General features: G+C 62.6%; 23 protein-coding genes, 1 tRNA gene and 1 pseudogene. 11 read left to right on the forward strand and 14 right to left on the reverse strand.

Annotation, left to right across the window (positions count from 1 at the left end; translation table 11 throughout):
• Positions 1 to 285: 285 nt before the first annotated feature.
• From ASD99_RS25500 to ASD99_RS34985, 3 genes are all read right to left on the reverse strand, one after another.
• On the reverse strand, positions 286 to 4,851 hold the full coding sequence (locus tag ASD99_RS25500; protein ID WP_057145296.1) for a PAS domain-containing protein: 4,566 nt from the start codon (positions 4,849 to 4,851) through the stop codon (positions 286 to 288).
• A 644-nt stretch (positions 4,852 to 5,495) separates the two neighbouring features.
• The gene (locus ASD99_RS25505) at positions 5,496 to 5,732 is read right to left on the reverse strand and encodes a hypothetical protein (RefSeq protein WP_056587438.1); all 237 of its coding nucleotides are present in this window, start codon (positions 5,730 to 5,732) and stop codon (positions 5,496 to 5,498) included.
• 119 nt (positions 5,733 to 5,851) lie between these two features.
• The gene (locus tag ASD99_RS34985; protein WP_244497896.1) at positions 5,852 to 6,364 is read right to left on the reverse strand and encodes a DUF2865 domain-containing protein; all 513 of its coding nucleotides are present in this window, start codon (positions 6,362 to 6,364) and stop codon (positions 5,852 to 5,854) included.
• Positions 6,365 to 7,110: 746 nt separating this feature from the next.
• Here ASD99_RS34985 and ASD99_RS25515 point away from each other — a divergent pair.
• Complete coding sequence (locus ASD99_RS25515; RefSeq protein WP_056587441.1) at positions 7,111 to 7,326, forward strand: hypothetical protein; 216 nt, start codon at positions 7,111 to 7,113, stop codon at positions 7,324 to 7,326.
• A gap of 55 nt (positions 7,327 to 7,381) precedes the next feature.
• Here the strand turns inward: ASD99_RS25515 and ASD99_RS25520 are convergent, their stop codons facing one another.
• A complete protein-coding gene (locus tag ASD99_RS25520) occupies positions 7,382 to 7,750 on the reverse strand; it encodes a hypothetical protein (protein WP_056587444.1) in 369 nt (122 codons plus the stop codon).
• Between the two features lie 128 nt (positions 7,751 to 7,878).
• Between ASD99_RS25520 and ASD99_RS33670 the strand changes: the two genes are divergently transcribed.
• Entirely contained in the window at positions 7,879 to 8,085 is a 207-nt protein-coding gene (locus ASD99_RS33670) for a hypothetical protein (protein ID WP_156389080.1), read from the forward strand.
• 29 nt (positions 8,086 to 8,114) lie between these two features.
• Here the strand turns inward: ASD99_RS33670 and ASD99_RS25525 are convergent, their stop codons facing one another.
• From ASD99_RS25525 to ASD99_RS25535, 3 genes are all read right to left on the reverse strand, one after another.
• Positions 8,115 to 8,948 (reverse strand): glutathione S-transferase family protein, encoded by an 834-nt coding sequence (locus ASD99_RS25525; RefSeq protein ID WP_057145297.1) that lies wholly within the window; start codon positions 8,946 to 8,948, stop codon positions 8,115 to 8,117.
• Positions 8,949 to 8,968: 20 nt separating this feature from the next.
• Positions 8,969 to 9,550 carry a VOC family protein gene (locus ASD99_RS25530; RefSeq protein ID WP_057145298.1) on the reverse strand — a complete coding sequence of 194 codons (582 nt, stop codon included), beginning with the start codon at positions 9,548 to 9,550 and terminating at the stop codon, positions 8,969 to 8,971.
• Between the two features lie 218 nt (positions 9,551 to 9,768).
• Complete coding sequence (locus tag ASD99_RS25535) at positions 9,769 to 10,101, reverse strand: hypothetical protein (RefSeq protein WP_244497897.1); 333 nt, start codon at positions 10,099 to 10,101, stop codon at positions 9,769 to 9,771.
• A gap of 76 nt (positions 10,102 to 10,177) precedes the next feature.
• On the opposite strand from ASD99_RS25535, the gene ASD99_RS25540 reads away from it, so the two are divergent.
• A complete protein-coding gene (locus tag ASD99_RS25540) occupies positions 10,178 to 10,948 on the forward strand; it encodes a glycosyltransferase family 25 protein (protein ID WP_244497899.1) in 771 nt (256 codons plus the stop codon).
• 321 nt (positions 10,949 to 11,269) lie between these two features.
• Positions 11,270 to 11,596: pseudogene (locus ASD99_RS34990) on the forward strand (CatB-related O-acetyltransferase); the annotation flags it as partial.
• 152 nt (positions 11,597 to 11,748) lie between these two features.
• On the opposite strand, the gene ASD99_RS25550 reads toward ASD99_RS34990, so the two are convergent.
• From ASD99_RS25550 to ASD99_RS25560, 3 genes are all read right to left on the reverse strand, one after another.
• A tRNA-Glu gene (locus ASD99_RS25550) sits at positions 11,749 to 11,823 on the reverse strand.
• A gap of 90 nt (positions 11,824 to 11,913) precedes the next feature.
• The gene (locus tag ASD99_RS25555; RefSeq protein ID WP_057145301.1) at positions 11,914 to 12,321 is read right to left on the reverse strand and encodes a VOC family protein; all 408 of its coding nucleotides are present in this window, start codon (positions 12,319 to 12,321) and stop codon (positions 11,914 to 11,916) included.
• A 56-nt stretch (positions 12,322 to 12,377) separates the two neighbouring features.
• Positions 12,378 to 12,761: a hypothetical protein gene (locus ASD99_RS25560; RefSeq protein ID WP_056586745.1), complete on the reverse strand. Its 384-nt coding sequence runs from the start codon at positions 12,759 to 12,761 to the stop codon at positions 12,378 to 12,380.
• Between the two features lie 26 nt (positions 12,762 to 12,787).
• Here ASD99_RS25560 and ASD99_RS25565 point away from each other — a divergent pair, with 26 nt between their 5' ends.
• The gene (locus ASD99_RS25565) at positions 12,788 to 13,837 is read left to right on the forward strand and encodes an RluA family pseudouridine synthase (protein ID WP_057145302.1); all 1,050 of its coding nucleotides are present in this window, start codon (positions 12,788 to 12,790) and stop codon (positions 13,835 to 13,837) included.
• Between the two features lie 190 nt (positions 13,838 to 14,027).
• Positions 14,028 to 14,939 carry an RNA polymerase sigma factor RpoH gene (gene rpoH / locus ASD99_RS25570; RefSeq protein ID WP_013529255.1) on the forward strand — a complete coding sequence of 304 codons (912 nt, stop codon included), beginning with the start codon at positions 14,028 to 14,030 and terminating at the stop codon, positions 14,937 to 14,939.
• A gap of 147 nt (positions 14,940 to 15,086) precedes the next feature.
• On the opposite strand, the gene ASD99_RS25575 is transcribed toward rpoH, so the two are convergent.
• The 4 genes from ASD99_RS25575 to ASD99_RS25590 all read right to left on the reverse strand — a co-directional run bounded on the left by ASD99_RS25575 (position 15,087) and on the right by ASD99_RS25590 (position 17,628).
• Complete coding sequence (locus ASD99_RS25575; protein WP_057145303.1) at positions 15,087 to 15,959, reverse strand: MBL fold metallo-hydrolase; 873 nt, start codon at positions 15,957 to 15,959, stop codon at positions 15,087 to 15,089.
• A gap of 150 nt (positions 15,960 to 16,109) precedes the next feature.
• Positions 16,110 to 16,769, reverse strand: coding sequence for a peroxiredoxin (locus ASD99_RS25580; protein ID WP_056586735.1), 660 nt, complete (start codon positions 16,767 to 16,769; stop codon positions 16,110 to 16,112).
• 216 nt (positions 16,770 to 16,985) lie between these two features.
• Positions 16,986 to 17,351, reverse strand: coding sequence for a cell division protein ZapA (locus ASD99_RS25585; protein WP_056586732.1), 366 nt, complete (start codon positions 17,349 to 17,351; stop codon positions 16,986 to 16,988).
• A gap of 4 nt (positions 17,352 to 17,355) precedes the next feature.
• Entirely contained in the window at positions 17,356 to 17,628 is a 273-nt protein-coding gene (locus ASD99_RS25590; RefSeq protein WP_013529251.1) for a DUF4164 domain-containing protein, read from the reverse strand.
• A 262-nt stretch (positions 17,629 to 17,890) separates the two neighbouring features.
• Here ASD99_RS25590 and tkt point away from each other — a divergent pair, with 262 nt between their 5' ends.
• The 5 genes from tkt to ASD99_RS25615 all read left to right on the forward strand — a co-directional run bounded on the left by tkt (position 17,891) and on the right by ASD99_RS25615 (position 25,649).
• On the forward strand, positions 17,891 to 19,882 hold the full coding sequence (gene tkt / locus ASD99_RS25595; RefSeq protein WP_057145304.1) for a transketolase: 1,992 nt from the start codon (positions 17,891 to 17,893) through the stop codon (positions 19,880 to 19,882).
• Positions 19,883 to 20,036: 154 nt separating this feature from the next.
• On the forward strand, positions 20,037 to 21,047 hold the full coding sequence (gene gap, locus ASD99_RS25600; protein ID WP_057145305.1) for a type I glyceraldehyde-3-phosphate dehydrogenase: 1,011 nt from the start codon (positions 20,037 to 20,039) through the stop codon (positions 21,045 to 21,047).
• Positions 21,048 to 21,265: 218 nt separating this feature from the next.
• The gene (locus ASD99_RS25605) at positions 21,266 to 23,155 is read left to right on the forward strand and encodes a potassium/proton antiporter (protein WP_057145306.1); all 1,890 of its coding nucleotides are present in this window, start codon (positions 21,266 to 21,268) and stop codon (positions 23,153 to 23,155) included.
• Between the two features lie 147 nt (positions 23,156 to 23,302).
• Entirely contained in the window at positions 23,303 to 24,499 is a 1,197-nt protein-coding gene (locus ASD99_RS25610; RefSeq protein WP_057145307.1) for a phosphoglycerate kinase, read from the forward strand.
• Between the two features lie 124 nt (positions 24,500 to 24,623).
• Positions 24,624 to 25,649, forward strand: coding sequence for a class I fructose-bisphosphate aldolase (locus ASD99_RS25615; RefSeq protein ID WP_057145308.1), 1,026 nt, complete (start codon positions 24,624 to 24,626; stop codon positions 25,647 to 25,649).
• Positions 25,650 to 25,699: the final 50 nt, after the last annotated feature.

The raw sequence follows: 25,699 nt of genomic DNA on the forward strand, positions 1-25,699 counted from the left end.
CCTCGGCAAAGAAAATCCGGACGGGAGCGCGTTGCACTCGGCCAGACGGTGTCGTGGCCGGGCCATCGCCGAAAACAGGTCCGTTGGGGTAGGTTGACGCTGTCTCATGCCGGCGGTCGCTGCTCCCGCCCGTAACTGGAAAGAGCGGAATTCGAATGTCCCCATTGTCTCGGCTGGTTGCCGCCTTTGATATGGTGCGATCGCGCCATAGTCTTGGCCGCTGGCGGGGGCGCGAATCTTCGCCGCATTCCCCGCAACCGGCCGGAACCGGCGCGACGTCGGCCCTTAGCCGGCGTTGCGCTGAGCCTGGCGGCTGACGCCGATCCAGCGCTCGACCTTCTCGAGCAGGGCGCGGGGACTGATCGGCTTGGGCAGATAATCGTCCATGCCGGCCTCCAGGCAGCGCTCGCGATCACCCTTCAGGGCATGCGCGGTGACGCCGACGATCGGCACATGCGTGCCGGTCTCTTCCTCCAGCCGGCGAATGGCGGCGGTTGCCTCGAGCCCGTTCATCTCGGGCATCGAGACGTCCATCAGGATCATGCACGGATTGAGCCGGCCGAAGGCGTCCAGTGCCTTGCGGCCATTGCCGACGATCTCGAAACCATAGCCGGTCTCGCCGAGAATCTGGGTGAACACCATCTGGTTCACCTCATTGTCCTCGGCCACCAGGATATCCAGCCTGTCGCCGCCCCCCGTCACGGGTGGCCGGGGGCGAATCGAAGGCGGTTGCAGCAGTGCCCGCTGTTCGGACGGCGCCGAGGGCTGTGACCGCGCAACATTGCTCGCAGCGACGTCGGCTGCGAGCGGCAGCGCGTCGCTGCCGCTCGTGTTGTGGCGATGCCGCTGGATGGTGGCGACCAGCGTTTCCAGCAGCACCGAAGAGCGCGCCGGCTTGATCAGCTGGGCATCGATGCCAAGATCGCGATAGCTGGTGTTGGCGAGCGACTGATCGACCGAGGTCAGCATGATGATCGGCGTCTCGGCGAGGCCGGCGGTGTTGCGCACGACCCGCGCCATTTCGGCGCCGCTCATCTCAGGCATCTGGTAGTCGAGCACGACGCAGTCGACCGGCACGCCATAGGCGGCGGCGGCGACGAGCACCTTGAGGCCCTCGGCGCCGCTCTCTGCGGCGCAGGAATCGAAGGTCCACGATGTCATCTGCTCGGTCAGGATGGCCCGGTTGACGGCATTGTCGTCGACGATCAGCACGCGCGCGCCGGTCACGTCCACCGGCATGATGCGCTGCGCATTCTGTTGTCCGGCCTTGGGCAGCGTCACCGTGAACCAGAAGGTCGAGCCCTTGCCTTCGGCGCTCTCGACACCGATGTCGCCACCCATCAGTTCGACCAGCCGCGAGGTGATGGCAAGACCAAGTCCGGTGCCCTCATGCCGCCTCGTCGAAGAGGTGTCAACCTGGCTGAATTTTTCGAACACCAGTTTCAGTTTCTCCGCGGGGATCCCTATGCCGGTATCGGTGACCGAGATGGTCAGCTTGGTTCCCGTCGGAACCCGTTCGCCGGTCACGTCGACCAGCACATGGCCCTCGTCGGTGAACTTCACCGCATTGCCGAGCAGGTTGGTGACGATCTGCCGGATGCGGCCGACGTCACCGATGAAATGGTCGCCAAGCCCGGGCTCGACGCGCACGATGAGCTCGAGGTCCTTCTCCTTGGCGCGTGTCGATACCAGCGTCGCGACGTCCTCGATCGCCTCGGCAAGATTGAAGGGCGCCGGATCGAGCACCAGCTGACCGGCATCGATCTTGGAGAAGTCCAGGATGTCGTTGATGATGGTGAGCAGCGCGTTGCCCGATTTCACGATGATGTCGGTAAATGTCTTCTGCTTCGGGTCGAGGTCCGATTTGGCCAGGAGTTCGGCCATGCCGAGCACCCCGTTCATCGGCGTGCGGATCTCGTGGCTCATATTGGCGAGGAATTCCGACTTGGCGCGGTCGGCGAGCACGGCGCGCTGCCGGGCCTCGCGCAGTTCGGCCTCGCGCGTCTTCAACTCGGTGATGTCGGTGGTCGAGCCGATCAGATAGAGCGATCCATCGGAGGCGATCATCGCCCCCTTGCGAGCAAACTGATGTCGCACGCTGCCGTCGGCCGCCGTCACCGTCTCTTCGACTTCTTGCGTTTCACCGGTGCGCAGGACCGCAAGGTCGCTGTCGACGAAGGCTTGGCCATCCGGCCCGAAGATCTCGATGTCGGTCTTGCCGATAGCCTCTTCCTTGCTGAAGCCGGTGAGATCGCACCAGCCCTTGTTGACGTAGAACTGCCTGAGGTCGGAGCGCTTGGCGTAGATCGACACCGGCACATTGTCGATCAGGCTGCGGAACACCTCGTTCTCGCGCATGCTCTCTTCAAGCGCGCGCTCGCGCGCCTTGACGTCGGTGATGTCGGTGCTGGAGCCGACCAGATGCACTGACCCGTCGAGCGCCACCAGACGGCTCTTGCGCGTCATCAATTGCCGAACCGTGCCGTCGAGATGGGTGACGGGTTCCTCGACCTCCTTGCCGGCGCCTGTCAGGGCGACTTGCGTGTCGTCCTGGCTGTAGCCATCGGCGTCCTGCGCGCCGAATAGCTGGCGGTCGGTGCGGCCGATGACATCCTCCTTGGCGAAGCCGGTTATCGCGCACCAGGCCTTGTTGACGAATTCGATGCTGAGGTCCTGCGCCTTGATGAAGGCGGCCACCGGCAACTCGTCCAGCACGTGCCGGAACAGATCGATCTGGCGCATCGAGTCGCGCAATGCCGCCTCGCGGCTCTTTATATCCGTGATGTCGACGCGCACGCCGATGAACGTGCCGTCATCGGTGCGCATGTCGTAGACTTGGTACCAGCGCCCATCGGCATTGAGGCGCTCGTAGGACGAATTTGGCAGACGGTAGCGCGCCAGCACGCCGTCCGACCAACGTTCGGCATCGACCTCGTAGAGCTTGTCGAGCTCGGGATCGCCACACGAGCGGAAATAGCCGACCGAATGGCCGAACTCTAATGCTTCGCGGAAGGTGCGGCCGGGCTGCCAGAACGGCTTCAGCGCCGGCAGCGTGTCCTGCAGCTTGCGGTTGGCGAAGACGAACTTGTCGTCGCGGTCGTAGATGATGACGGCGGCCGGCAGGGATTCCAGCACGGTTGCAAGGTTCTTACGAGCATCCTCGGCTTCCGTCTCGCGGCGCTTCATTTCGGAAATGTCGAACAGGAAACCGGCAACGTAGTTGCGGCCGCTGGCCATGCCGACGCGGCTCTTCCTGACGATGCGCGAGCGGCTGGCGCCATCGGCCTCGAAATTCTCTTCCACTTCGTAAGCGCGTCCGGTGGCAAGAACGTCCCGTTCGCTCTGCTCGAAAAGCGCGGTGTCGTTCGTTGACAGGAAATCGCCGCCGGGCTTGCCGAGCATGGCTAGCGGCGTCTGGCCAAACAAGGCGGCGAACGCCTCGTTGACGAAGACGAAGCGCAGATGGTCGTCCTTGACGAAGATCGGATCCTTGACGGCGTTGATCACGGCTTCCGCCAGTCGCGCTTTCTCCAGCGCGTCGGCAAGTTCGGCCTCGCGGTCCTTCATATCGGTGACGTCGACATAGGAGATCAGCCGCCTGCCGCCGGCCAGCGGCGCCATCGACGAGATCAGCGTGCGGCCGTCATTGCGCGGGAACTGCCGCGATCCGGTGGTCCCCGCCCTGATTTCCGCCTCGCGCTCGGCTATGTGCTGCTGCCATGTCGCATCGTCGGAACCATACGGGTCGATATCGCGGCTGGCGTCCATAAGATCGCGGAAGCTGCAGCCGATCACGGCGCGCCGGGCGTCGATCTGCCAGAAATCGTAGAAGGCACGGTTGATGACTTCGGCGCGCATATCGGCATCGAGGACGAGGACACCGATCGGCATCTGGTCGACCATGGCGCGGAGATTGGCGAAGGTCTCTGCGATTTTGGCGTTGGCGCTCTCGATCTCGGCATCGCGATTCTTGATCTCGGTGACCTCATAATAGGTCAACAGCCGCTTGCCCCCGGACAGCGCCGTCACCGAGAACATCATCGTCCGGCCGTCGGCATGTGCAAACTCGCGCGGCGCGACGGAGCCGGCGCGAATCTCCTCGGTACGGGCGGCGAGGTAGCGCTGCCATTGCTGTTCGCCGATGTCGCCATAGATACCGTTGCGGCGGTTGAGTTCCATCAACAGGCTGAACGGTGCGCCGACGGTCACGGCACCGTCCGGAATCCTGGAGAGGTCGCGATAGGCCTTGTTGACGATCAGCGTGTCGAGCCTGGCGTCGAGAAGCACGACGCCCATGTGCATGGCGTCTATCGTCCGCTCGAGATCGGCCAGATGCTGGTCGGGTTCGCCATCCGCCGATGGTCCCTGCTCCTGACTTTTGAAGGCGCCGGCCAGTGCGGTGACATTACGCCCGATGCCGCGATAGCCGGCAAATCTTCCCTCGCCGTCGAACCTTGGAAAGCCCGATGTCAAAACCCAGCGGCAATCGACGCTGCCACCCTTGAACTCATAGACGAAGTCGCGAAAAGGCCGGTGCGCCTGCAGGTCATCCAGATGCGCGGCGCCAGTGCGGTCACCGTTCAGGACCTGGTTGAGGAAGTCGAAGCGGAACCGGCCAAGCACGTTTGCCGGATCGATGCCGGTGGCTGCCTGATAGTTTTCCGAAAGCCAGGAGAAGCGCAGTTCGGCGTCGGTCTCCCAGACCCAGTCCGAACCGGCTTCGACAAGTTGGCGAAGCGTATCGGTCGAATCCATGCAAGTCGCGGACGACGATGCATCGTCGCCATGCGCTGTGGGTTTGCGAGGCCCGCGCTTGCCGCGCGCGCCGATTGTTTCGTCTGCTTCCGCCATGCCGTCCCCACCCCGAAAACCAAGGCCGAACCCTCCCCCCGCGGTTCGTCGGCGGAATGTGCCCGAGAAGCATTAACGACCCGCTAACCTTAACGGCCGGTTAGACAGATCGCCCGGCGCGGCATGCGTTGTTCCGACCCGTTGTCGGCGGGAGCAAAGCCGCTATATAAGCAACGGCAGGGGTATTGCTGATGCGTGGACGGATTGTGCCTTTTTTCATGGGGCTGGCGCTGCTTTTGGGCAGCGGCTGCTCGCGCAGTTATGACGGGACCGTCGTCATCCCGAGACCGCTCGATGTCCGGCGTTTTTGGGATCGTCCGCCACCGAACGTCGACTATGGGCCATCCGAGGTCGAAAACGGCGTCTTTCCGGTGGCGCCACAGCCGCCGGGGCGGTCTTCAGAGCGCCGGGTCATGACGCACGCCGCGCCGCCCAGGCGGCACCAGACGAGGTCGCCCGCGTCAGCGTCCCTGTCCGCCCCGGCGAAACCACTCACATGCAGGAACGTCAGCGAACCCGGCAAGAGAGCTCGGATGATCTGCGACTAGAAGCATGATCCCTAAAAGTGGGAACCGCCTTCGGATAAGATTACAGGAAAACGATCGGTAAATAGCTTTCGTAACTAGCTTTCGGTGAACCTGCGTTCACAGCGAGGCGGCGCCCTTTTTCGGCTCTTTCGCACCGAGCTTGTCGAGTGCGAGACGAACTCGACGCAGATCGTCCTGCCAGCCGTCATCGTCGGCCATCGGGCTCTCCGAGGCAGCCCGCTGAAGCCCGCGCGCCTCGGATTCAATCTCGCGCAGTTCAGCGATTTTCTGTTCGGCGGTCAGGGAGCCGTCTTCGACGATCTCCAGCACCCGCATTTCCCTGAACGTGGCCATGGCGTTTCTCCTGGCTGATGTCGATCACAACGCCGTGAGCGCCTCTCTGTTCCAGGCAGATTTCAGGATCCAGCCGGATCGCAAAAGGCTTACGGCAGCAGGTCATCCGTCAATGATGGTCAGTCGGCAGGGAAGAAGGCCGGGCCGACCACACGCACCGGCCGCTTGCCAGCCTCGATCGACTGATGCTGGGCGGCGCCCGGGGCTTGGGCATCGGGCACCGGAACGGCTGCCACGGTGCCAAGATCTGGGGTGCCGAGATCCGGGGTGCCAAGATCCGGCTTTGCTGTCGGCAGCGGAATGATGGCGTTGCTCATGTCGGCGGGCGTCACCGTCCTGGCGCGCAGTTCGGTGACCCGCTGGTAGTAGCGCTTGACGTCGCATGCCTTGAAATTCGCGTCATCACGGTATCTGAAGGCGGCCGGCAGCTCGGTATAGGGCTTGCGCGTATCGAGCGCGACCATCTGGTCGGTTTCGAGGCTGGCGTCGCTCAACGTGTAGAGCTCGACGCTGGGATCATCGCAGATATAGCGGCACTGATCGGCCGTCTCCTTCAGATCGCCGCTGGCGGCGAATTGCGACTTTGGCGCAGGGAAGAAGTACCCGTCCGACAGGCGCACGCAAAACAGCATCGCATTGCCGCTGCGCGCCGCACCCGCCGATTGGGTCCCTGGTGTGGGGGTGTGGGCCGTTGTTGCTTTGCCGAAGGCGCGCAGCCGAGTGCAACGAACCGCGCTCGCAGGCCCGCTGTATCCCCACCCGAATTCGCCGCGGCAGCGATCCGGCGCTGCACATCCGTGCGGCTCCTGGTGAGGTCGGCGCAGGCATTGAAGAGGCCACCGAGCGAACTTTTCGCCGTACACTGTCGCTGTCTCTCGATATTCTGGATGGCGGCGAGTTGCCGGCGCAGCTGGGCAAGCTCCGGGCTCGCCCCGCCGCTGCGGCCGGCCGAAAGCAACTGGTTTCTGATTGCGCCGCAGCTGTCCGCGTAGGACGAAAGCGTGCCGAACAAAACCGCCGACACCGATATCAGAGCGATCATCATGAGAGGCCAGAAACGGATCATCGGGACGACTTGGTCCTTCTTGCTGAGAACCTGGAATTGCGAACATTGACTTCGGTGAGCTTAGACCAAATGAGTAACGTCTAATTTTTGCAAGATTTTGAACCTAAATATACCTTCACATATTGTATTAGGTCACCTCCTGTAAATTCGATATTATATTTTTATTTCAAGATTGAGACGAACCCGAAAACAATGCGACGACGATTGTCGAGAGTCCGCAGCGACGAACCCAGGATCAATCCCCCGTTACCGCCAGGCGCATTTGAAACCTTTGCCCGGCCTCCGGCGTTGAATGGCCAAAGGAGAACACAGATGTCGATCCACTTCACGGTCTCGGACCTGACAAGAAACCTTTTTCACTCGCTGGGGCTGGATCATGAGCGCGCGCCACGGCCTCTCAACCCCGAGCAAAGCCTGTTGCTGGAATGCTATCTGGCTGGCCAGGTTCCGGAATCGGCCTGGAACGACTACGTCTTCGAGACGCCCGACCTTGCCCGGCATGCCGAGGCAAGGCGCAGTCACCATTGAGCCGTGCGGCACGGGCCGAGCGCACCTTGGCAATGCGGCTTGCGCCGCTCGTGAGTTATTTGGGAGAGGCGAATTGCAACGTGAACACGTTGCCGGCGATCCCTTGCGCCAGCTTCGATGAGAAGGTCAGGGGCAGGCAATTCTGCAAAGTCGCTGTCGCGGCGTCGACAAACGATTTTTTCGCCTTGGCATCGCCATCCACCTTGATGGCTGTCGGCCTCGGCGGGCCAATCAGCGTGCCGTCCCGCTTGAAGCTGAAGCTCAAGGTGACGCTGGCAGTTCCGGCGTCCGCCGGCGGTGTCCAGCATGCCTGGATGGCGGCCCCGACATCGTTCATGGTGTTGAGTTCGGCCGCATTTGAAGGATGAACGGCGCCCGCCAGCATCACGCCCGCAACCGCAACCCGCCTCGCAACGCTTTTCATCGCCAACCCTCGTCTCACGCCTGACCGACATCCTTGCCGAACTGGATGGTAGGGCCAATGCCGGCAATGACAATATCTCTCTCGGCAAAAGTTGACGCCAAAAAAAGGCGACACCGGACGAGGCCTGCGTGGCCCGATCGCTGCTCGACCCCGCCCCGGCGATAGAGCAATTCCAGGAAAAGGGCGAAACGGTTTTCCGTCCCGGAATTGCGTCAAACAAAGAGGTGGCGCTCGAAAAGCAAAAAGGCCGGCATTGCGCCGACCTTTCCTATCGCTACGACGTTCCGCGCCAGTACATCCGTGGTCGCGGCCCGAAAGCGAATTGCCTCCAGTAGACAGGGCTTAGGTTAACGAATCCTTAAGCTCAGGCCTTGGCCTGCGACTTCACATGGGCGATGTAGCCGCGCACGTCGCCGGCCGGCTCGCTATAGGCGTTGCCGAGCTTCTTCTCGACCGCCGCCATATACTCCTTCGCCCATTTGGGCAGGGGATAGTCGATAACCGCCAGGAATTCGAGCGTCGCCGCCAGGCGGATATCGGCGATCGACGGGTGCGTGCCGCCGATGAACGGCTTGCCGTCCCGGAAGAAGCTGTGAAACACCTCCAGCGGCTCGGCAATCGCCGCCATGGCTGCCTTCTGGGCCTCCGACTTCTTGTCGGGGTGGGCGTCGCTGTGGCCGACCTCGCCGGCATAGTGCGGGAAGCCGAGAGCCGGATAGGTGGCCCGCGCCACATAGGGGTAGAGCGTACCGACCAGGTAGAACATGGCGCTGTCGACCATCGCCCGCTTGGCCGGCGCCTTCGGATAGAATTTCTCCAGCCCATGCTTGTTGGAGAGGTATTGCATGATGGCGCAGCTTTCCCATAACACGCCTCTGGGAAGGCCCTTGTCCTCGATCATCGGCGTCAAATGGGCGGGGTTTCGCGCCATGAATTCCGGCGAACGGGTGTGGCCCCAGGCATCGGTCTCGGCGGTGTCCAGCCCGGCCGCGCGCGCGAATACCCGGACAGTCATGTTGTTGACGCTGGGCTTCAGCATGCTGAGCTTCACGGCAGGTTTCTTCGCCGGCTTCGCCTTGGCCTTCGCGGCAGGCTTGGCGGCTGCCTTGGCCGCCGGCTTTGCCGCGGCTTTCGCCGCCGGCTTGGCGGCTGCTTTAGCCGCTGGTTTCCTAGCACTCTTCGTCGCTGTCTTGGCCATGTGTTCCTCCTCTGGTCTCTTCAGTATGGGTTCTTCGCTGCCCGGTCATCCGACAGGGTTGCGCGGGAACGCTCGACGAGCGTCTGGATCGCATCGGCGAGATGCACTTCCGCTATGTTGTAGTCGCCGCGCGCGACCCGCCGTCGGTGCGCTTCCATCAGCACGTCGGCATGGGTGAAGCCCGCCGGCGGCTCGAAGCGGTAGGAGGCGAGTTCGATCAGCAGGCCGAGCGGATCCTCGAAATAGATCGAATCCATGAAGCCTCGATCCTTGACGCCGCTGTGCTTGATCCCGCGCTCGTCAAGCCGGGCGACCGCCTGCAAGAAGGTGACGCGCGACACCGAAAAGGCAATATGGTGGACGCAACCCGGATCGGTCGGCGTGCGGCGCTTCTCCAGCGTGCGGCTCTCATCGGTGAAGATGGTGATCAGCCGGCCGTCGCCCGGATCGAAATAGAGATGGCTTTCGCTCGCCTTGTCGAGGTTGGGCTGCTCGAAGATGAACGGCATGCCGAGCACGCCCTCCCAGAAATCGATCGAGGTCTGGCGCCCGGCGCCGACCAGCGTGATGTGATGAACGCCCTGCGATTGCAATTTCTGCATTGGTCTCCCTCCGAGGCATCGACTGCCCGTCCGGATCCGCCCAACACCCGGCGTTCTGCGCGCCGCTGGAGCCGTGCCTCAGGACCCATGACGCGATGCTAATGCAATCGGCCCCGCAGCGCCAGAAGTCACGAACGCGACCCGGATCGGGCGATTGAGGGAGACCTGAGAGATTAGCGGTCTTCGGTCGAAACCGAATTGCGTCCAATCCCAGCACGCTAGTCGAGAAATTTGATTTTCTTGAAGGCCATCATCTCTCCCATAACGTTGCCGCTGTCATCGACCTGCTGTCCCTGCCCGACTGTAACCGTCACGCTTTTTCCCTTGTAGCGGGACGGCATCACGGTTTGCTCGTTCCAGCTTTCGCACTCGGGCGCGGCACACAGGCCCACTTGCTCGGCCTTCTTGCGGTCGACGATGGTCAGGTAGCAATTGTCGCCGCATTCGAAGCCACGGATTGTGCCCGTGATCTTCCTGTCCTTGGAGAAGGACGGACCACACTGGGCAATCAGAGACACGGAGACGAGGAGGGCCAAGGCCAGTTGCTTCATGCAGCCAACTTGCTGCAACATGCCGTGCAGCGCAAGCACTGCAGGCCGAAATACGCCTTGTGATTGCGGACGATCAGTGCGCGTAGACTTCCAAAACGCCAGTGGCTATATGGGTCATATGCCGAGATTTCCCGCCGACCAAGTCTATGTGCGCGTTTGCCACGTCAAGAAGGGCTATGAGGACCGAGAACAGCACATCGCGAAGCAGGTCGATCGCCATGGCATCCCCGCCACTTGGTATCTTAACTGGGATATTTCGGATATTACTGATGAAGAAGTTGAAAAGCTTACCACGCCAGGTGCTCTCAAGATGGCGGAACTGTCCTGCTCCTTGAAACACATTGGGATCTGGCGTGATTTTCTGAAGACCGACAAGCCCTACTGTCTGGTCTTAGAGGACGACGTGTTCCTGGCGACCAATTTCAATACAAAATTCAACGCGGCTCTGGTAGAGCTCGGCGATCCAAATCGCAAAGCCGCCATCTATATCGGCAACGCTGGCACCTACTATATTTCGGCGTTCAAGTTGAAACGCGGAAAGCATCTCTATCCGGCCCCTCACGGCAAAGCCACCGATTCCTATATCATCACCCGCTCCGTGGCAGCGGAGAGGTGCGCCTGGTTTGATGAACGCAAGATGTCCGGGCCGATCGGTCACGAGATCGATCATGCCGATGCGGCGCTTGGCGTCGAGGTGCTTTGGTTCGAGAGGCCTTTTGTTGAGCAGGGCACCCACACTGGGGCCTTCTTGACGTCCATAAACCCAGACAAACAAAGGCCGCTTTGGTACAAGCGCATGGAGTGGCTCTATAAAAAATATCGCCGGCAGCTGGTTGGCCATATCTAGAGACTCGCTGCGACCCGGCGAGCCTGGAAGTGGCTACTTTAAGAGCTGAATGTGGGGGTTTGTATGTCGAGATTAGCCATATGGCTTCGGGGAAAAGGGATTCTAGGGCCGAAAGTCCCGCTGCCTCCATTTGTAACGCTGGGCCGATACTCGCATGGAGTCCATAGCGGGTCTTTCCTCTTCCTCTCCGACAAATCCCCCGTGAATATAGGCGCATTCTGCGCCATCGCGGCGGAGGTTCTGTTCATATGCCATGCCGACCATCCAACCGAGACAGCGTCAAACTTTGGCTTGCAGGACCAGATACTCAAGACAAAGAAGACGATGGAATACCTGCGGACCAAGGGTCCGATTGTTCTCGGAAACGATGTCTGGATAGGGGCACGAGCGACGATCATGTCGGGCGTCACTATTGGTGATGGCGCCGTGGTTGCGGCATGCAGTGTGGTCACGAAGGACGTGCCGCCCTACGCGATAGTCGCCGGCAACCCTGCGCGGGTTATCAAACATCGTTTCTCCGAAGATACTATCGCGGCCATGCTGAAAATTCGTTGGTGGGAATGGCCGATCGAACGGATCAAACATGAAGAGGCCGCTTTCGACCTACCCGCCGAGCAATTCGTTAGCCGTTTCAGCCAGGCGACCTAACTTGCTCCCACGCTGAACAAGTCGGGAGCGAAATGAACTTCGCGGGCCTAGGGAGGGCAAGTCGCCATCGGCTATTAACCGCTCCCAGCGGCGGCTTATTTGACCTTTAGTCGATAGTTTTTGGATCTGTGCGACTAAGTCGTTGAAATCCTTGGTACGCCCAAGGGGAATCGAACCCCTGTTCCCGCCGTGAGAGGGCGGTGTCCTGACCGCTAGACGATGGGCGCGTTCAAGAACCGGCGATATAGGCTGACGGCTGGGAAAAAGCAACAGGGGTTCGGCCGCTTTCCCTTGTCGGGGAAAAGCCGGCCGCAGGCCTACCGTTTCGGCTCGATCAGGTCCCAGAGATTGCCATGCAGATCGGCGAAAACCGCCACCGTGCCATAGGGCTCGAAGCGCGGTGCTTCGCGGAATTCGACGCCCTTTTCCAGCATTGCCGCATGGTCGCGGGCAAAGTCGTCAGTCTCGAGGAACAGAAACACCCGGCCGCCGGTCTGGTTGCCGATGCTTTTGCTTTGTGCCTCGTCGGAAGCCTCGGCCAGCAGCAGCCTGGCGCCTTGGCCGTCGGCCGGCGCGACGGTGACCCAGCGCTTGCCGCCGCCGAGATGGACATCCTCGACAAGCAGGAAACCCAGCCGCTGAACATACCAGGCAATCGCCTCGTCATAGCTGGCGACGACCAGGGCCACGGTCGCGACACGGCGGTGTTCGGCGAACCCGGTCATGCCTCAGGCTTGTTCATTTCTGCGACAAACTTGTTTGTTGCATTGTTGCCGACTGCTCATTTGTTGCGGATCGCAAAACGGCCGATCAGGCGGCGCTCGGCGATATCGTAGACGAAGATCGTGCGGCTGCCGTCGGCAAGCTCGGCATCGATGGAGAGGCGATTGCCGGACAGCGACTGGCTGACCACCTTGGCGCCGACCGGCAGCACGATATCGCCGCTGACCGGTTCGCCGGCGGGTGTCTGGATATCGCCTGCCAGTTGCGGGTTCGCCGGCGGTGCGTTGCGCGCTTTGTAGACAAGGGCGCCGATCACCACCATAAGGGCGAGGAACAGCAGGCCGAGATTGATCCCGACGAAGCGGACGAGTTTCCTGCGCACCTTTTCGACCTCGGGGTCGAGCGGCTTTTCCTGGTCTTCCTCGGCAATTGGGCTGGCCATGGCAAATAATCCGGAACGGTTTTTCAATGAGCGCTCATAGCGAAGAGGCCCCTGAATTGATAGAGCACCAGTTCATGGAGCCCACCATGCTGGTGGCGGGCGCGGATGCGGCCGGTCAGCGCCTCGACCAATGGCTGGCGGCCAGCCTCGGCCCGGACATGTCGCGCAGCCGCGTGCAGATGCTGATCAGGCAGGGCGCGGTCAGCGTCAACGGCGAGCCGGTCGATGAGACCAAGCGCAAGATGACGCCAGGCGAAAGCGTGTCGGTTGTCATGCCGGAGCCCGAGCCGGCGGCACCACAGGGCGAAAACATCGCGCTCGATGTGCTCTATGAGGACGCCGAACTGATCGTCATCAACAAGCCGGCGGGGCTTGTCGTTCACCCCGGCGCCGGCAACTGGACCGGCACGCTGGTCAACGCGCTGATCCATCATTGCGGCGACAGCCTTTCAGGCATCGGCGGCGTGCGCCGGCCGGGCATTGTGCACCGCCTCGACAAGGAGACCAGCGGCGTCATGGTCGTCGCCAAGACCGACCGCGCCCACAAGTCGCTGTCCGAAGCCTTCGCCGATCACGGCCTGACCGGTGACTTGGAGCGCGCCTATCTGGCGCTGGTCTGGGGCATACCGCAGAGGCCGACCGGAAGGGTCGACGCGCCGCTCGGCCGCGCCGCCGACCGCGTGCGCCGTGCCGTGGTGCCGGAAGGACGCGACGACGCCCGCCATGCGGTCACCCACTTCGCCGTGCAGGAGCATTTCGGCGAGAGCCAACAGGAGTTCGCCACCGCCAGCCTGGTGGAATGCCGGCTGGAAACCGGCCGCACCCACCAGATCCGCGTGCACATGGCGCATATCGGCCATCCGGTGATCGGCGACCCCGATTATGGCCAGGCCTTCCGCACCAAGGCCAACCGGCTGCCCGAACCGCTGAAAAGTCAGGTCAAGGCATTTTCCCGGCAAGCTTTGCATGCTTGGCTCCTTGCATTTCGCCACCCGGTTACCCATTTAACGATGAGGTTCGAGGCGCCGTTGCCGGGGGACATGGAGAAACTCGTCGGCGGCTTCCGTAAGCTCTGAACCTGCCACAGAAAAACCTGAGCGGCATTGTTCACTTCAGCGTGACACACTGTTTCGTGTTGAACAAATGCCTGTCTTTTCTGGTTTTGTTCCTGTATAAGATCCGATGTCGCGGGCGAGCCTTTTGGTGCTCGCGTCACATGCCCGCCGCGCTTCGGGGGCATCACTCCAATAGAGAGGGGGCGCTATCATGGCCCAGTCATTACCCAGTATCGTTTCCGGCGAAGGCGGCCTCAGCCGCTACCTGGAAGAAATCCGCCGCTTTCCCATGCTGCAGCCGCAGGAAGAGTACATGCTCGCCAAGCGTTATGCCGAGCATGAAGACACCTCCGCTGCGCACAAGCTCGTCACCAGCCACCTCAGGCTCGTCGCCAAGATCGCCATGGGCTATCGCGGCTATGGCCTGCCGATCGGCGAAGTGATCTCGGAAGGCAATGTCGGCCTGATGCAGGCCGTCAAGAAATTCGAACCCGAGCGCGGCTTCCGCCTCGCGACCTACGCCATGTGGTGGATCAAGGCCTCGATCCAGGAGTACATCCTGCGTTCGTGGAGCCTGGTCAAGATGGGCACGACCGCCAACCAGAAGCGCCTGTTCTTCAACCTGCGCAAGGTGAAGGGCAAGATCCAGGCGCTGGACGACGGCGACTTGAAGCCCGACCAGATCGCCGAGATCGCCACCAGGCTGAACGTTTCCGAAGCCGAAGTGGTGTCGATGAACCGCCGCCTGTCCGGCGACGCCTCGCTCAACGCCCCGATCCGGGCGAGCGAAGGCGAATCCGGCGAATGGCAGGACTGGCTGGTCGACGACCACGAAAGCCAGGAAGAGATGCTGATCGAGCAGGACGAGCTGGAAAACCGGCGCGGCATGCTGTCGGGCGCTCTTGCCGTGCTCAACGAGCGCGAGCGGCGCATCTTCGAGGCCCGTCGCCTCGCCGAGGAGCCGCTGACGCTGGAGGAGCTGTCGTCCGAGTTCGACATCAGCCGCGAGCGCGTACGCCAGATCGAGGTGCGCGCCTTCGAGAAGGTGCAGGATGCGGTCAAGGCCGCCGCCAAGCGCCAGACCCAGGCGCTGCGCACCATCGAGGCTCAGCCGGCGGCTTAAAGCCGGCTAAGGCAATGAAACAAAAGGGCGGCGCCAGGAAACTGGCGCCGTTTTTATATCTAACGGCTGCGCTGGCGATTGGCGAAAACCAGAGCGACATCCGATCTCCCCCCTGCGGGGGAGATTGGCAACTTCGCCAGCAGCCCCTCAAAGCCCATCCAGCGGAAACTTCAGGTACCGCCGGCCATTCGCCTCGGGTTCCGGCAGCCTCCCGCCATTCATGTTGACCTGCAACGCATGCAAGATCAGCCGCGGCATCGGCAGCGTCCTGTCGCGTGCCTCGCGCAAGGGGACGAACTCGGCCTCGCTGCGGGCGGCGGCAAGATGGATGTTGGTGGCCCTCTGCACTGCCACCGTGCTTTCCCACAAGGGCTCGCGGCCACCGGCCTGATAGTCATGGCCGACGAAGACGCGCGTCTCGTCCGGCAATGCCAGGATGTCCTGGATCGAGCGCCAGAGCCGAGCGGCACTGCCGCCGGGAAAGTCCGTCCTCGCCGTGCCGCTGTCGGGCATGAACAGCGTATCGTGGACGAAGGCGGCATCGCCGACCACATAGGTGATCGAGGCCAGCGTGTGTCCGGGCGAGAACAGCACCTTGACCGGAAGTGTGCCCACCTGGAAGGTTTCGCCTTCCGCGAACAGCCTGTCCCACTGCGAACCGTCGGCGGGAAAATCCGGCCAGTTGTAGATCGCCTTCCATAGTTTCTGGACGTCGACGACCCTGTCGCCGATCGCTGTCGGCGCGCCGGTCTTCTCTCTCAGGTAATGCGCCGCCGAGAAATGGTCGGCATGCGGATGGGTGTCGAGGATCCACTCCAACTCCAGCGCGTTTTCCCGGATGAAATCGAGCAGGACATCGGCATTCGTCGTCGCCGTGGCGCCGGATTTCTCGTCGAAATCGAAGATCGGATCGATGATGGCACAGCGCTTCGTCCCCTGGTCGGCGACGACATACTGGATGGCCCCGGTCGCCTTGTCATAGAAGCCGCTGACCTGCGGCTTGGCCAAAGCTACGTCCAATTCCGGCCTCCCCACCACCGCTTAGCCGGCAGGAATGATTTTCTCTGACGGCATCCGAGAGGAGCATGTTTCTCCACTCGGACGCCTCCGTCAAGCATCACTTGGCTCGAAGCGGCGAGAAAGGCAAAAACCGTTCCGAAGCGCCTGGGGTCAGGCGGATGGCTGCTTGGTCTTCCTGAGATACGGCAGGATGGTCTCGTAGGCGCCGAAGCGCTTGATCGCATCCTCGTTGGAGACGGCGGCAGTGATGATGACGTCCTCGCCCTGCTTCCAGTTCGCCGGCGTCGCCACCTGGTGCTTGGCGGTCAGCTGCATGGAATCGACCGCGCGCAGGATCTCGTCGAAGTTGCGGCCCGTGGTCATCGGGTAGGTCAGCACCAGCTTGATCTTCTTGTCCGGTCCGATGACGTAGACCGAGCGCACCGTGGCGTTGTCGGCGGGCGTGCGGCCCTCCGATGTCTCGCCGGCACCGCCTGGCAGCATGTCGTAGAGCTTGGCGACCTTGAGGTCCTTGTCGCCGATCAGCGGGTAGTTCACCGTGTGGCCGGTCGCCGTCTTGATGTCGGCCTGCCACTTGTCATGGCTCGCGACCGGATCGACGGAAATACCGATGATCTTGACGTTGCGCTTCTTGAATTCGCCTTCCAGCCCGGCCATCGTGCCAAGCTCGGTCGTGCAGACCGGCGTGAAGTTCTTCGGGTGGCTGAACAGGATCGCCCAGCCGTCACCGATCCATTCATGGAATTTGATTGTCCCTTGCGTGGTCTCGGCACTGAAGTCCGGCGCAATGTCGTTGATACGAAGGCTCATGGCACATCTCCCCTGCAACAGATTCCGCCAGAAGCGAGGGCCGCGGCAAATCATGCCGCCATCAAGGCATCCACGCTCCGGCATCGCTGCATCTTAGCGCAAAAATCGCGACCGCGAGATAATATGAAACTCTTTTCGGCGGCGAAGCGAGCATTTTTACGCTGCCGTCGAGCCAAAAGCGCAGGAGCCTTTGGCTGAGCGGAGGGCCGCGCAGCTTCAGGTCTTGTTGACCGCGAGCGTCGCCGTCAGGTCTTCCATGCGCTGTGCCAGCGCGCCAAGCGCGTTGGTCAGCACGCTGTCGTTCTTGTCGGCCTTGATCAGCGCATCGTCGCGCGTCTTGCGCAAGGTCAGCACTTCGCTTTCCATGCCCTTGACGCGTTTCTGCAACTCCGAGAGTTCGTCCATCACCATGATGCCGGCCATCACGGTCAGCCGCTGGTCGCCGATCTCGCCAAAAGAGTCCTTCAGATGCGAGACATAGCGGTCGAAACGTTCGGCAAGGTCGATCAGATGCTCTTCCTGACCTTCGTCGCAGGCCATCCGATACTGTTTGCCGTCGATGGAAACCGTGACTTGAGCCATGAGCCTACCTGTCCAACACAGCGCGGATGGTTTCCATGGCGGTCACCAGCCGTCGCGACACTTCCTTGTTGGCGTCTTCCAGACGTTCGGCGCGCGCTTCGGAATTGTCGAGTTCCTGCGCCAGCCTGGAGCGATCGGCATTCATCCGCTGCACTTCGGCCTCGGCTTCCGAGTAATCGCGTTCATGCTCGAGCTTGGCCGCGACCGCGTTTTCCAGCCCCTCGATGGCCTTGCCCAGCCTGGCGATGACTTCCTTGAGTGTGGCTTCCCCGGTCATGGCTTCGTCCTGTGCCCTGCCCATCACCGAATCGTTCGCGTTCAGAACGCGTTATCCGCGAAACATTAGGCACCGGGTGAAGGCAACGTCAACAAAGCTCTCGCGACTGTCCCCTGCTAACGCTAATGTAGACCCGCCGCCGGCGTCACAAGGCCGGCAAATGTGCACCCGATTTGTTGACTAAAGGCGCGCGCCTGCTATGTGTCGCGCACCCTTTTCAAGGGCTCTCCCAAGCCCCCAAACCCCCACTTCTGGAGGAACCATGACGTCGCGTGAACAACATGACCGGATGGCCAATGCGATCCGCTTTCTCTCCATGGATGCCGTCGAGAAGGCGAATTCCGGCCATCCCGGCCTGCCCATGGGCTGCGCCGACATCGCCACGGTGTTGTTCACACGCTTCCTGAAATATGATCCCAAGGCACCGCACTGGGCCGACCGCGACCGTTTCATCCTGTCTGCCGGCCATGGTTCGATGTTGCTTTATTCGCTGCTGCATCTGACCGGCTACGAAGACATGACCATCGACCAGATCAAGCACTTCCGCCAGTTGGGCTCGAAGACCGCCGGTCACCCGGAATACGGGCACGCCACCGGCATCGAGACGACGACCGGCCCGCTTGGCCAGGGGCTCGCAAATTCGGTTGGCTTCGCGCTCGGCGAGCGCATCATGAACGCCGCCTTCGGCAATGACCTCGTCGACCACTACACCTATGTGCTTGCCGGCGACGGCTGCCTGATGGAAGGGGTGTCCCAGGAAGCCATCGCGCTTGCCGGACATCTCAAGCTGAACAAGCTGATCGTGTTCTGGGACAACAACGACATTTCGATCGACGGTCCGGTCTCGCTGTCCGACAACACCGATCAGGTCGCTCGCTTCCAGGCCTCCGGCTGGAACGCCAGCCACATCGACGGCACCGATCCGGAAGCCATCGCCTATGCCATCGAAGCCGCCCGCCATTCCGACAAGCCGACCATGATCGCCTGCAAGACGACCATCGGCTTCGGCGCGCCGACCAAGGCCGGCACCAACAAGGCACACGGTTCGCCGCTCGGCGCCGACGAGATCGCCGGCGCACGCAAGTTCTTCAACTGGGATTCGCCGCCCTTCGAGATTCCGTCCGACATCCTCGACGCCTGGCGCACCGCCGGCAAGGCCGGCGTCAAGGCGCGCACCGACTGGGAGGGCCGCCTGGCCAAGGCCGACGCCAAGCTTAAGGCCGAGTTCGAGCGCCGCCTCAGTGGCAAGCTGCCGTCCAATTTCGATGCCGTCATTGCCGACTACAAGAAGAAGCTCTCGGCCGACAAGCCGAAGGTCGCCACCCGCAAATCATCCGAGATGGCGCTGGAAGTCATCAACGGCGCCGTGCCCGAGACTATCGGCGGCTCTGCCGACCTGACCGGCTCCAACAACACCAAGACCAGCCAGACCAAGAACATCACGTCGGACGACTATGGCCAGCGCTATGTCCACTACGGCATCCGCGAGCACGGCATGGCCGCCGCCATCAACGGCCTGACGCTGCATGGCGGCCTCATCGCCTATGGCGGCACCTTCATGTGCTTCTCCGACTACGCCCGTCCGTCGATGCGGCTGGCCTCGCTGATGGGCATCCGCTCTATCTTCGTCATGACCCATGATTCCATCGGTCTGGGCGAAGACGGCCCGACCCACCAGCCGGTCGAGCATCTGGCCGCACTACGCGCCATTCCCAACCACAATGTCTTCCGCCCGGCCGACGCCGTGGAAACCGCCGAATGCTGGCAGTTGGCCCTCGAGTCGGAAAAGACGCCGTCGACCTTGGCGCTGACCCGCCAGAACCTGCCGACGGTGCGCAACGAATTCGTTGCCAAGAACCTGAGCAGCCAGGGTGCCTATGAGCTGGTTGCCGCCAGCGGCGAGGCAGCGGTGACGATCTTCGCCACCGGTTCGGAGGTCGAGATCGCGCTCGGCGCGCGCGACCTGCTGGAAAAGCATGGCCACCCGACCCGCGTCGTCTCGGTGCCTTGCTTCGAGCTGTTCGACCAGCAGAGTGACGACTACCGCAAGAAAACGATCGGCAACGCGCCGATCAAGATGGCGATCGAAGCCGGCATCCGCCAGGGCTGGGATCATCTGATCGGCTCCGACGGCATCTTCATCGGCATGACCGGCTTTGGCGCCTCGGGCACGATCGAGCAGCTCTATCCGCATTTCGGCATCACCGCCGAAGCCGCGGCCAAGACGGCGGAAACCCGCCTGCATGCCAAGTAGGTTCAAAGTCCGGCGAAACCGCGCGAAGCGGTTTCGCCGGACTGGCCTAACCTAATCGATTTAAATCCACGTCGCTGCGGCTGGATTCTTTCCGCTTCCGCCGCTATGAAACTGCGGACCCATCGTCTGCCCTCCAACTCCCAGGGAGAGAATAATGACCGTCAGAGTTGCCATCAACGGATTCGGCCGCATCGGCCGCAACATCCTGCGCGCCATCCACGAATCCGGCCGCAGGGACATCGAGGTCGTCGCCGTCAACGACCTCGGCCCGGTCGAGACCAACGCGCACCTCTTGCGCTACGACAGCGTGCACGGCCGCTTCCCGCACGAGGTGTCGGTTTCCGGCGACCAGATCACCGTTGGCAAGGAGACGTTCAAGGTCACCGCGATCAAGGATCCGACGCAGTTGCCGTGGAAGGAACTCGGCATCGACATCGCGCTCGAATGCACCGGCATCTTCACCGCCCGCGACAAGGCTGCCGCGCATCTGACCGCCGGCGCCAAGCGCGTCATCGTCTCGGCCCCGGCCGAAGGCGCCGACCTCACCGTCGTCTACGGCATCAACCACGACCAGTTGACCAAGGACCACATCGTCATCTCGAATGCCTCCTGCACCACCAACTGCCTGGCGCCGCTGGCAGCCGTGCTGCACGAGACGGTCGGCATCGAAAAGGGAATGATGACGACGATCCATTCCTACACCGGCGACCAGCCGACGCTGGACACCATGCACAAGGATCTCTACCGCGGCCGCGCCGCGGCCCTGTCGCAGATCCCGACCTCGACCGGTGCCGCCAAGGCGATCGGCCTGGTGCTGCCCGACCTCAAGGGCAAGCTCGACGGCATCTCGATCCGTGTGCCGACCCCGAACGTCTCGGTCGTCGACTTCAAGTTCATCGCCAAGCGGTCGACCACGGTGCAGGAGATCAACGACGCGGTGATCGCCGCCTCCAACGGCAAGCTCAAGGGCATCCTCGGCGTCACCCATCATCCGAATGTGTCGATCGATTTCAACCATGATCCGCGTTCCTCGATCATGGCGCTCGACCAGACCAAGGTGATGGACGGCAATTTCGTTTCGGTGCTGTCCTGGTACGACAATGAATGGGGTTTTTCCAATCGCATGGGCGACACCGCGGTCGCCTTCGGCAAGACCATCGCCTGATCGCAAAGCTCTCTTTTCGAGACCTGAAACGCCCGGCTTTGTCCGGGCGTTTTTCATGCGGGCGGCTTGCGCCTTCCCGATTTGTGTCCTGAGCGCCAAAACATCCGAAAATCAGCGGCATAAGCCAAAAAGCCACCCCGCCGCCTTGCACTGGTCACGTCTTCGCCCCACTCTCTCGCAAAGCAGGAGACAGACGAATTTGAGGGGCTGATTTCAGGATGGAGCATGCGATCTATCTCGTCACGCTGGTCGGCACAGCGCTTGTCGTCGCCGCCGCGTTTTCGAGCCTGATCGCCTTCCGCTTCGGCGCCCCTCTTCTGCTCCTGTTTCTCTGTATTGGCCTCGCCAGCGGCACCGACGGCCTCGGCATCCAGTTCGACAACGCCCGCATCGCTTATTTTGCCGGCTCACTGGCGCTGGCCGTCATCCTGTTCGATTCCGGTTTCGGCACGCCGCTCAATGCCTTGCGGCAGGCTGCGGGCCCGGCTCTATCGCTGGCGACCTTCGGCGTGCTTGTAACCACCGGCCTGTTCGGCGCCGCCGCACACTATCTGCTCGACCTCACCTGGCTGGAATCCTTCCTGCTCGGCGCAGCCGTCGCCTCCACCGATGCCGCGGCCGTATTCTTCCTGCTGCGCGCCGGCGAGATCAACCTGCGCGAACGCGTGCGCTCGACGCTTGAGGTGGAATCCGGCACCAACGACCCGATCGCCATCTTTCTGACCATCACGCTGGTCGAGATCATCGCCGCCCACGCCAACCCGGAGACCAATGTCCTGGTCACCAGCCTGTTCCTCGGCTTCCTCCTCAACATGGGCCTCGGCGCGGTTGTCGGCGTGCTCGGCGGCCTCGCCATCGTGCGCCTCGTCGACCGGCTCAATCTCGATCACGGCCTGCTGCCGATCTTCGTGCTGACCTTGTCGCTGATGGTCTTTGCCGCCGCTGGCGCCATTGGCGGCTCGGGCTTCCTGGCGGTCTACATCGCCGGCCTCATTGCCGGCAATTCCGATATCCGCGCCGTCACCATCCTCAAGCGTTTCCAGGACGGCATGTCGTGGCTGGCGCAGATCATCATGTTCCTCATCCTCGGTCTCTTCGCGACGCCGTCGCAGTTTCCTGCAATCATGGCGCCGGCGGTAGCGCTCGGCCTGTTCCTGATGTTCGTTGCCCGCCCGATCGCGGTCTGGCTCTGCCTGATCCCATTCCGTCTGCCACGCCCCGAAGTCGCCTTCGTCTCCTGGGTCGGCCTGCGCGGCGCGGTGTCGATCCTGCTCGCCATCACCCCGCTGCTCGGCGGGCTGGAAAACGGCCGTGTCATCTTCAACACCGCCTTCATCATCGTGCTGGTGTCGCTGGTCATCCAGGGCTGGACGGTTGGACCGCTGGCGCGCCGCCTCGGCCTGATAGTGCCGGCGCGGCTTGGGCCGCTGGACAAGGTCGAGCTGGAATTGCCGGGCTCGGCCCATCACGAACTTCTCGCCTATCGCGTCGCACACGGCAGCCCGGTGGCCCGCGGCGAGCGCATCCCACGCTGGGCACGGCCCTCGCTGGTGCTGCGCGACGGCCGCTCGATGCGCTTCCAGGACATGGGCCGGCTCGCTGCCGGCGACCAGGTCTACATCTTCGTGCCGGACCGCTATCCGCGCCTGCTCGACAAGCTGTTCGCCAGCCGCGCCGTGGTCGATCCCGAGGATGCCGATTTCTTCGGCGCCTTCGCTGTCGACCCGGCGCGCTCCGCCGCTGAACTGGAAGCGGCCTATACGCCAGGACTGACCGAAGCAGAGCAAAAGCTCACCGTCGGCGCACTGGTCACCACGCGGCTCGGCGGCCATGCCGAATATGCCGACCGCGTGCTGCTCGGTCCGATCGAGCTGATCGTTCGCGACGTCGATGACAAGGGCAAGATCACGGGCCTCGGCCTTTCCTTCGAGCCGACCGCTCCGGTGGCGCGGGTGCCGGTTTTCCTGAGCGCCGGCGAAATCAGCGATCGTGTCTCCGCCTTCATCCGCAACTGGCGCAAGCCGACCGAGACGCAGATGGCAGAGGCGCGGGCGGACGAGAAACCAGCCTCCGAGCCGACAGAGGAGAAGGCAACGATCGAGAGCTGACAACTTCGATTGTGGGTGCTGCCCTTCATCCGCCCGCCGGCACAGAATCGTGCCAACTTCAAAATTTCGTTTCGAATCCGGCCTAAGCCTTGCATCGTCGTCGGCGCGGGGTATGTTCCCGGCGATTTTTCGCGAAAGGGAACCCGCATGGCCGCCTTCAAGACCCTCGACGATATCGGCAACATCAGCGGCAAGCGCGTGCTGGTACGCGTCGACCTCAACGTGCCCGTTGCGGACGGCAAGGTCACCGACGCCACCCGCATCGAACGCATCGCGCCGACCATCGCCGAACTGTCGGGCAAGGGCGCCAAGGTCATCCTGCTTGCCCATTTCGGCCGACCCAAGGATGGCCCGTCGGCCGAATTCTCGCTGGAGCCGATCGCCAGGGCGACGGCGGAGGTGCTCGGCCGCCCCGTCGGCTTCGCCAGCGATTGCGTCGGCGACATAGCGGGAAGCGCCATCGCCGCCATGAACAAGGGCGACGTAGTGCTTCTCGAAAACACCCGTTTCTACAAGGCCGAGGAGAAGAACGATCCGGCCTTCACCGAAAAGCTCGCCGCCAATGGCGACATCTTCGTCAACGACGCCTTTTCCGCCGCGCACCGCGCCCATTCTTCGACCGAGGGGCTGGCGCATCTGTTGCCGGCTTTTGCCGGCCGCACCATGCAGGCCGAACTCGAAGCGCTCGAGAAGGGTCTGGGAAAACCGGTCCGTCCGGTCGTCGCCATTGTCGGCGGCGCCAAGGTCTCGACCAAGATCGACCTGCTGATGAACCTGGTGAAGAAGGTCGATGCACTCGTCATCGGCGGCGGCATGGCCAACACCTTCCTTGCCGCGCGCGGCACCGATGTCGGCAAATCGCTGTGCGAGCATGATCTCGCCACGACCGCCAAGCAGATCATGATCGAGGCGGCCGAAGCCGGCTGCGCCATCATCCTGCCGGTCGACGGCGTCGTCGCGAGGGAGTTCAAGGCGGGCGCGGCCTGCGAGACCGTCGCCATCTCGGATGTTCCGGCCGACGGCATGATCCTCGATGTCGGCGCCAAAACCGTGATGACCATCGGCGAATGGATCGACCGCGCCGCGACGCTGGTTTGGAACGGCCCGCTCGGCGCCTTCGAGATCGCGCCCTTCGACCATGCGACGGTGGCAGCGGCCAAGCACGCGGCGGCGCGCACCAAGGCCGGCAAGCTGGTCTCGGTCGCCGGTGGCGGCGATACGGTGGCGGCGCTCAACCATGCCGGCGTTGCCGATGACTTCACCTATGTCTCGACCGCCGGCGGCGCTTTCCTGGAATGGATGGAAGGCAAGCCGCTGCCCGGCGTCGATGTGTTGAAGAGGTAACTTGACGGGATTGGTGGTGCCAAAAGGGCGCTGGGAAGTTTCAATCGATTCGAGCTTTCCGATGCCATTCCTTTGGCGGTAGACTTCCGTTAAGCGCGGAACGAACCCCTTCAGGAGAAGCAGAATGAGCGAACGTCTCGAAGACATTGCCGCCGCGATCGTCGCCGATGGCAAGGGCCTGCTGGCCGCTGACGAAAGTTCCGGCACCATCAAGAAGCGCTTCGACGTCATTGGCGTTGAATCGACAGCCGACAGCCGCCGCGACTACCGCGAGATGATGTTTCGCGCCAGGGAAGCGATGACCCGCTTCATTTCCGGCGTCATCCTCTACGACGAGACGATCCGCCAGAAGGCCGCCGACGGCACGCCGCTGGTCGACATCATCAAGGCGGCGGGCGCCATCCCCGGCATCAAGGTCGATGCCGGCGCCAAGCCGCTGGCCGGCTTTCCCGGTGACACCATCACCGAGGGCCTCGACGGCCTGCGCGAGCGCCTTGCCGACTATTACAAGCTTGGCGCCCGCTTCGCCAAATGGCGCGCGGTGATCGACATCGACCAGGCCAAGGGCGTGCCCTCGGCCAATTCGATCGCCTCGAACGCCCATGCACTTGCCCGCTATGCCGCCCTTTGCCAGGAGGCCGGCATCGTGCCTATCGTCGAGCCGGAAGTGCTGATGGACGGCGCCCACGACATCGACACCTGCTACGATATCTCGAAGGCAACGCTGATCAAGCTCTATGACGAGCTCCATGCGGCGCGCGTCCTGCTGGAGGGCACCATCCTGAAGCCCAACATGGTGCTGGCCGGCAGGAAATCGGGCAAGGTGAGCAGCCCGGAAGAGGTCGCGGAAAAGACCATAAAACTGTTCCGCGAAACCGTGCCGGCAGCGGTGCCGGGCATCGCCTTCCTCTCCGGCGGTCAGGAGGACGAGGAGGCGACAGCCAACCTCAACGCCATCAACGCCATCGGGCCGCACCCGTGGAAGCTGACCTTCTCCTACGGCCGCGCGCTGCAGGCCGCGCCGCAGAAAGCCTGGAGCGGCAAGGCCTCGAATGTCGCCGCCGGCCAGGCCGCCTTCACCCATCGCGCCCATATGAACCATCTGGCGGCGCTTGGAAAATGGAAGGCGAGCCTGGAACAGGCCGCCTGATCACTGTTCTTTCTTCCTCCTTCGAACCCGGGCCGATGCGCCCGGGTTTT

This window comes from Mesorhizobium sp. Root695 (genome assembly GCF_001428185.1).
GTDB lineage: Bacteria > Pseudomonadota > Alphaproteobacteria > Rhizobiales > Rhizobiaceae > Mesorhizobium.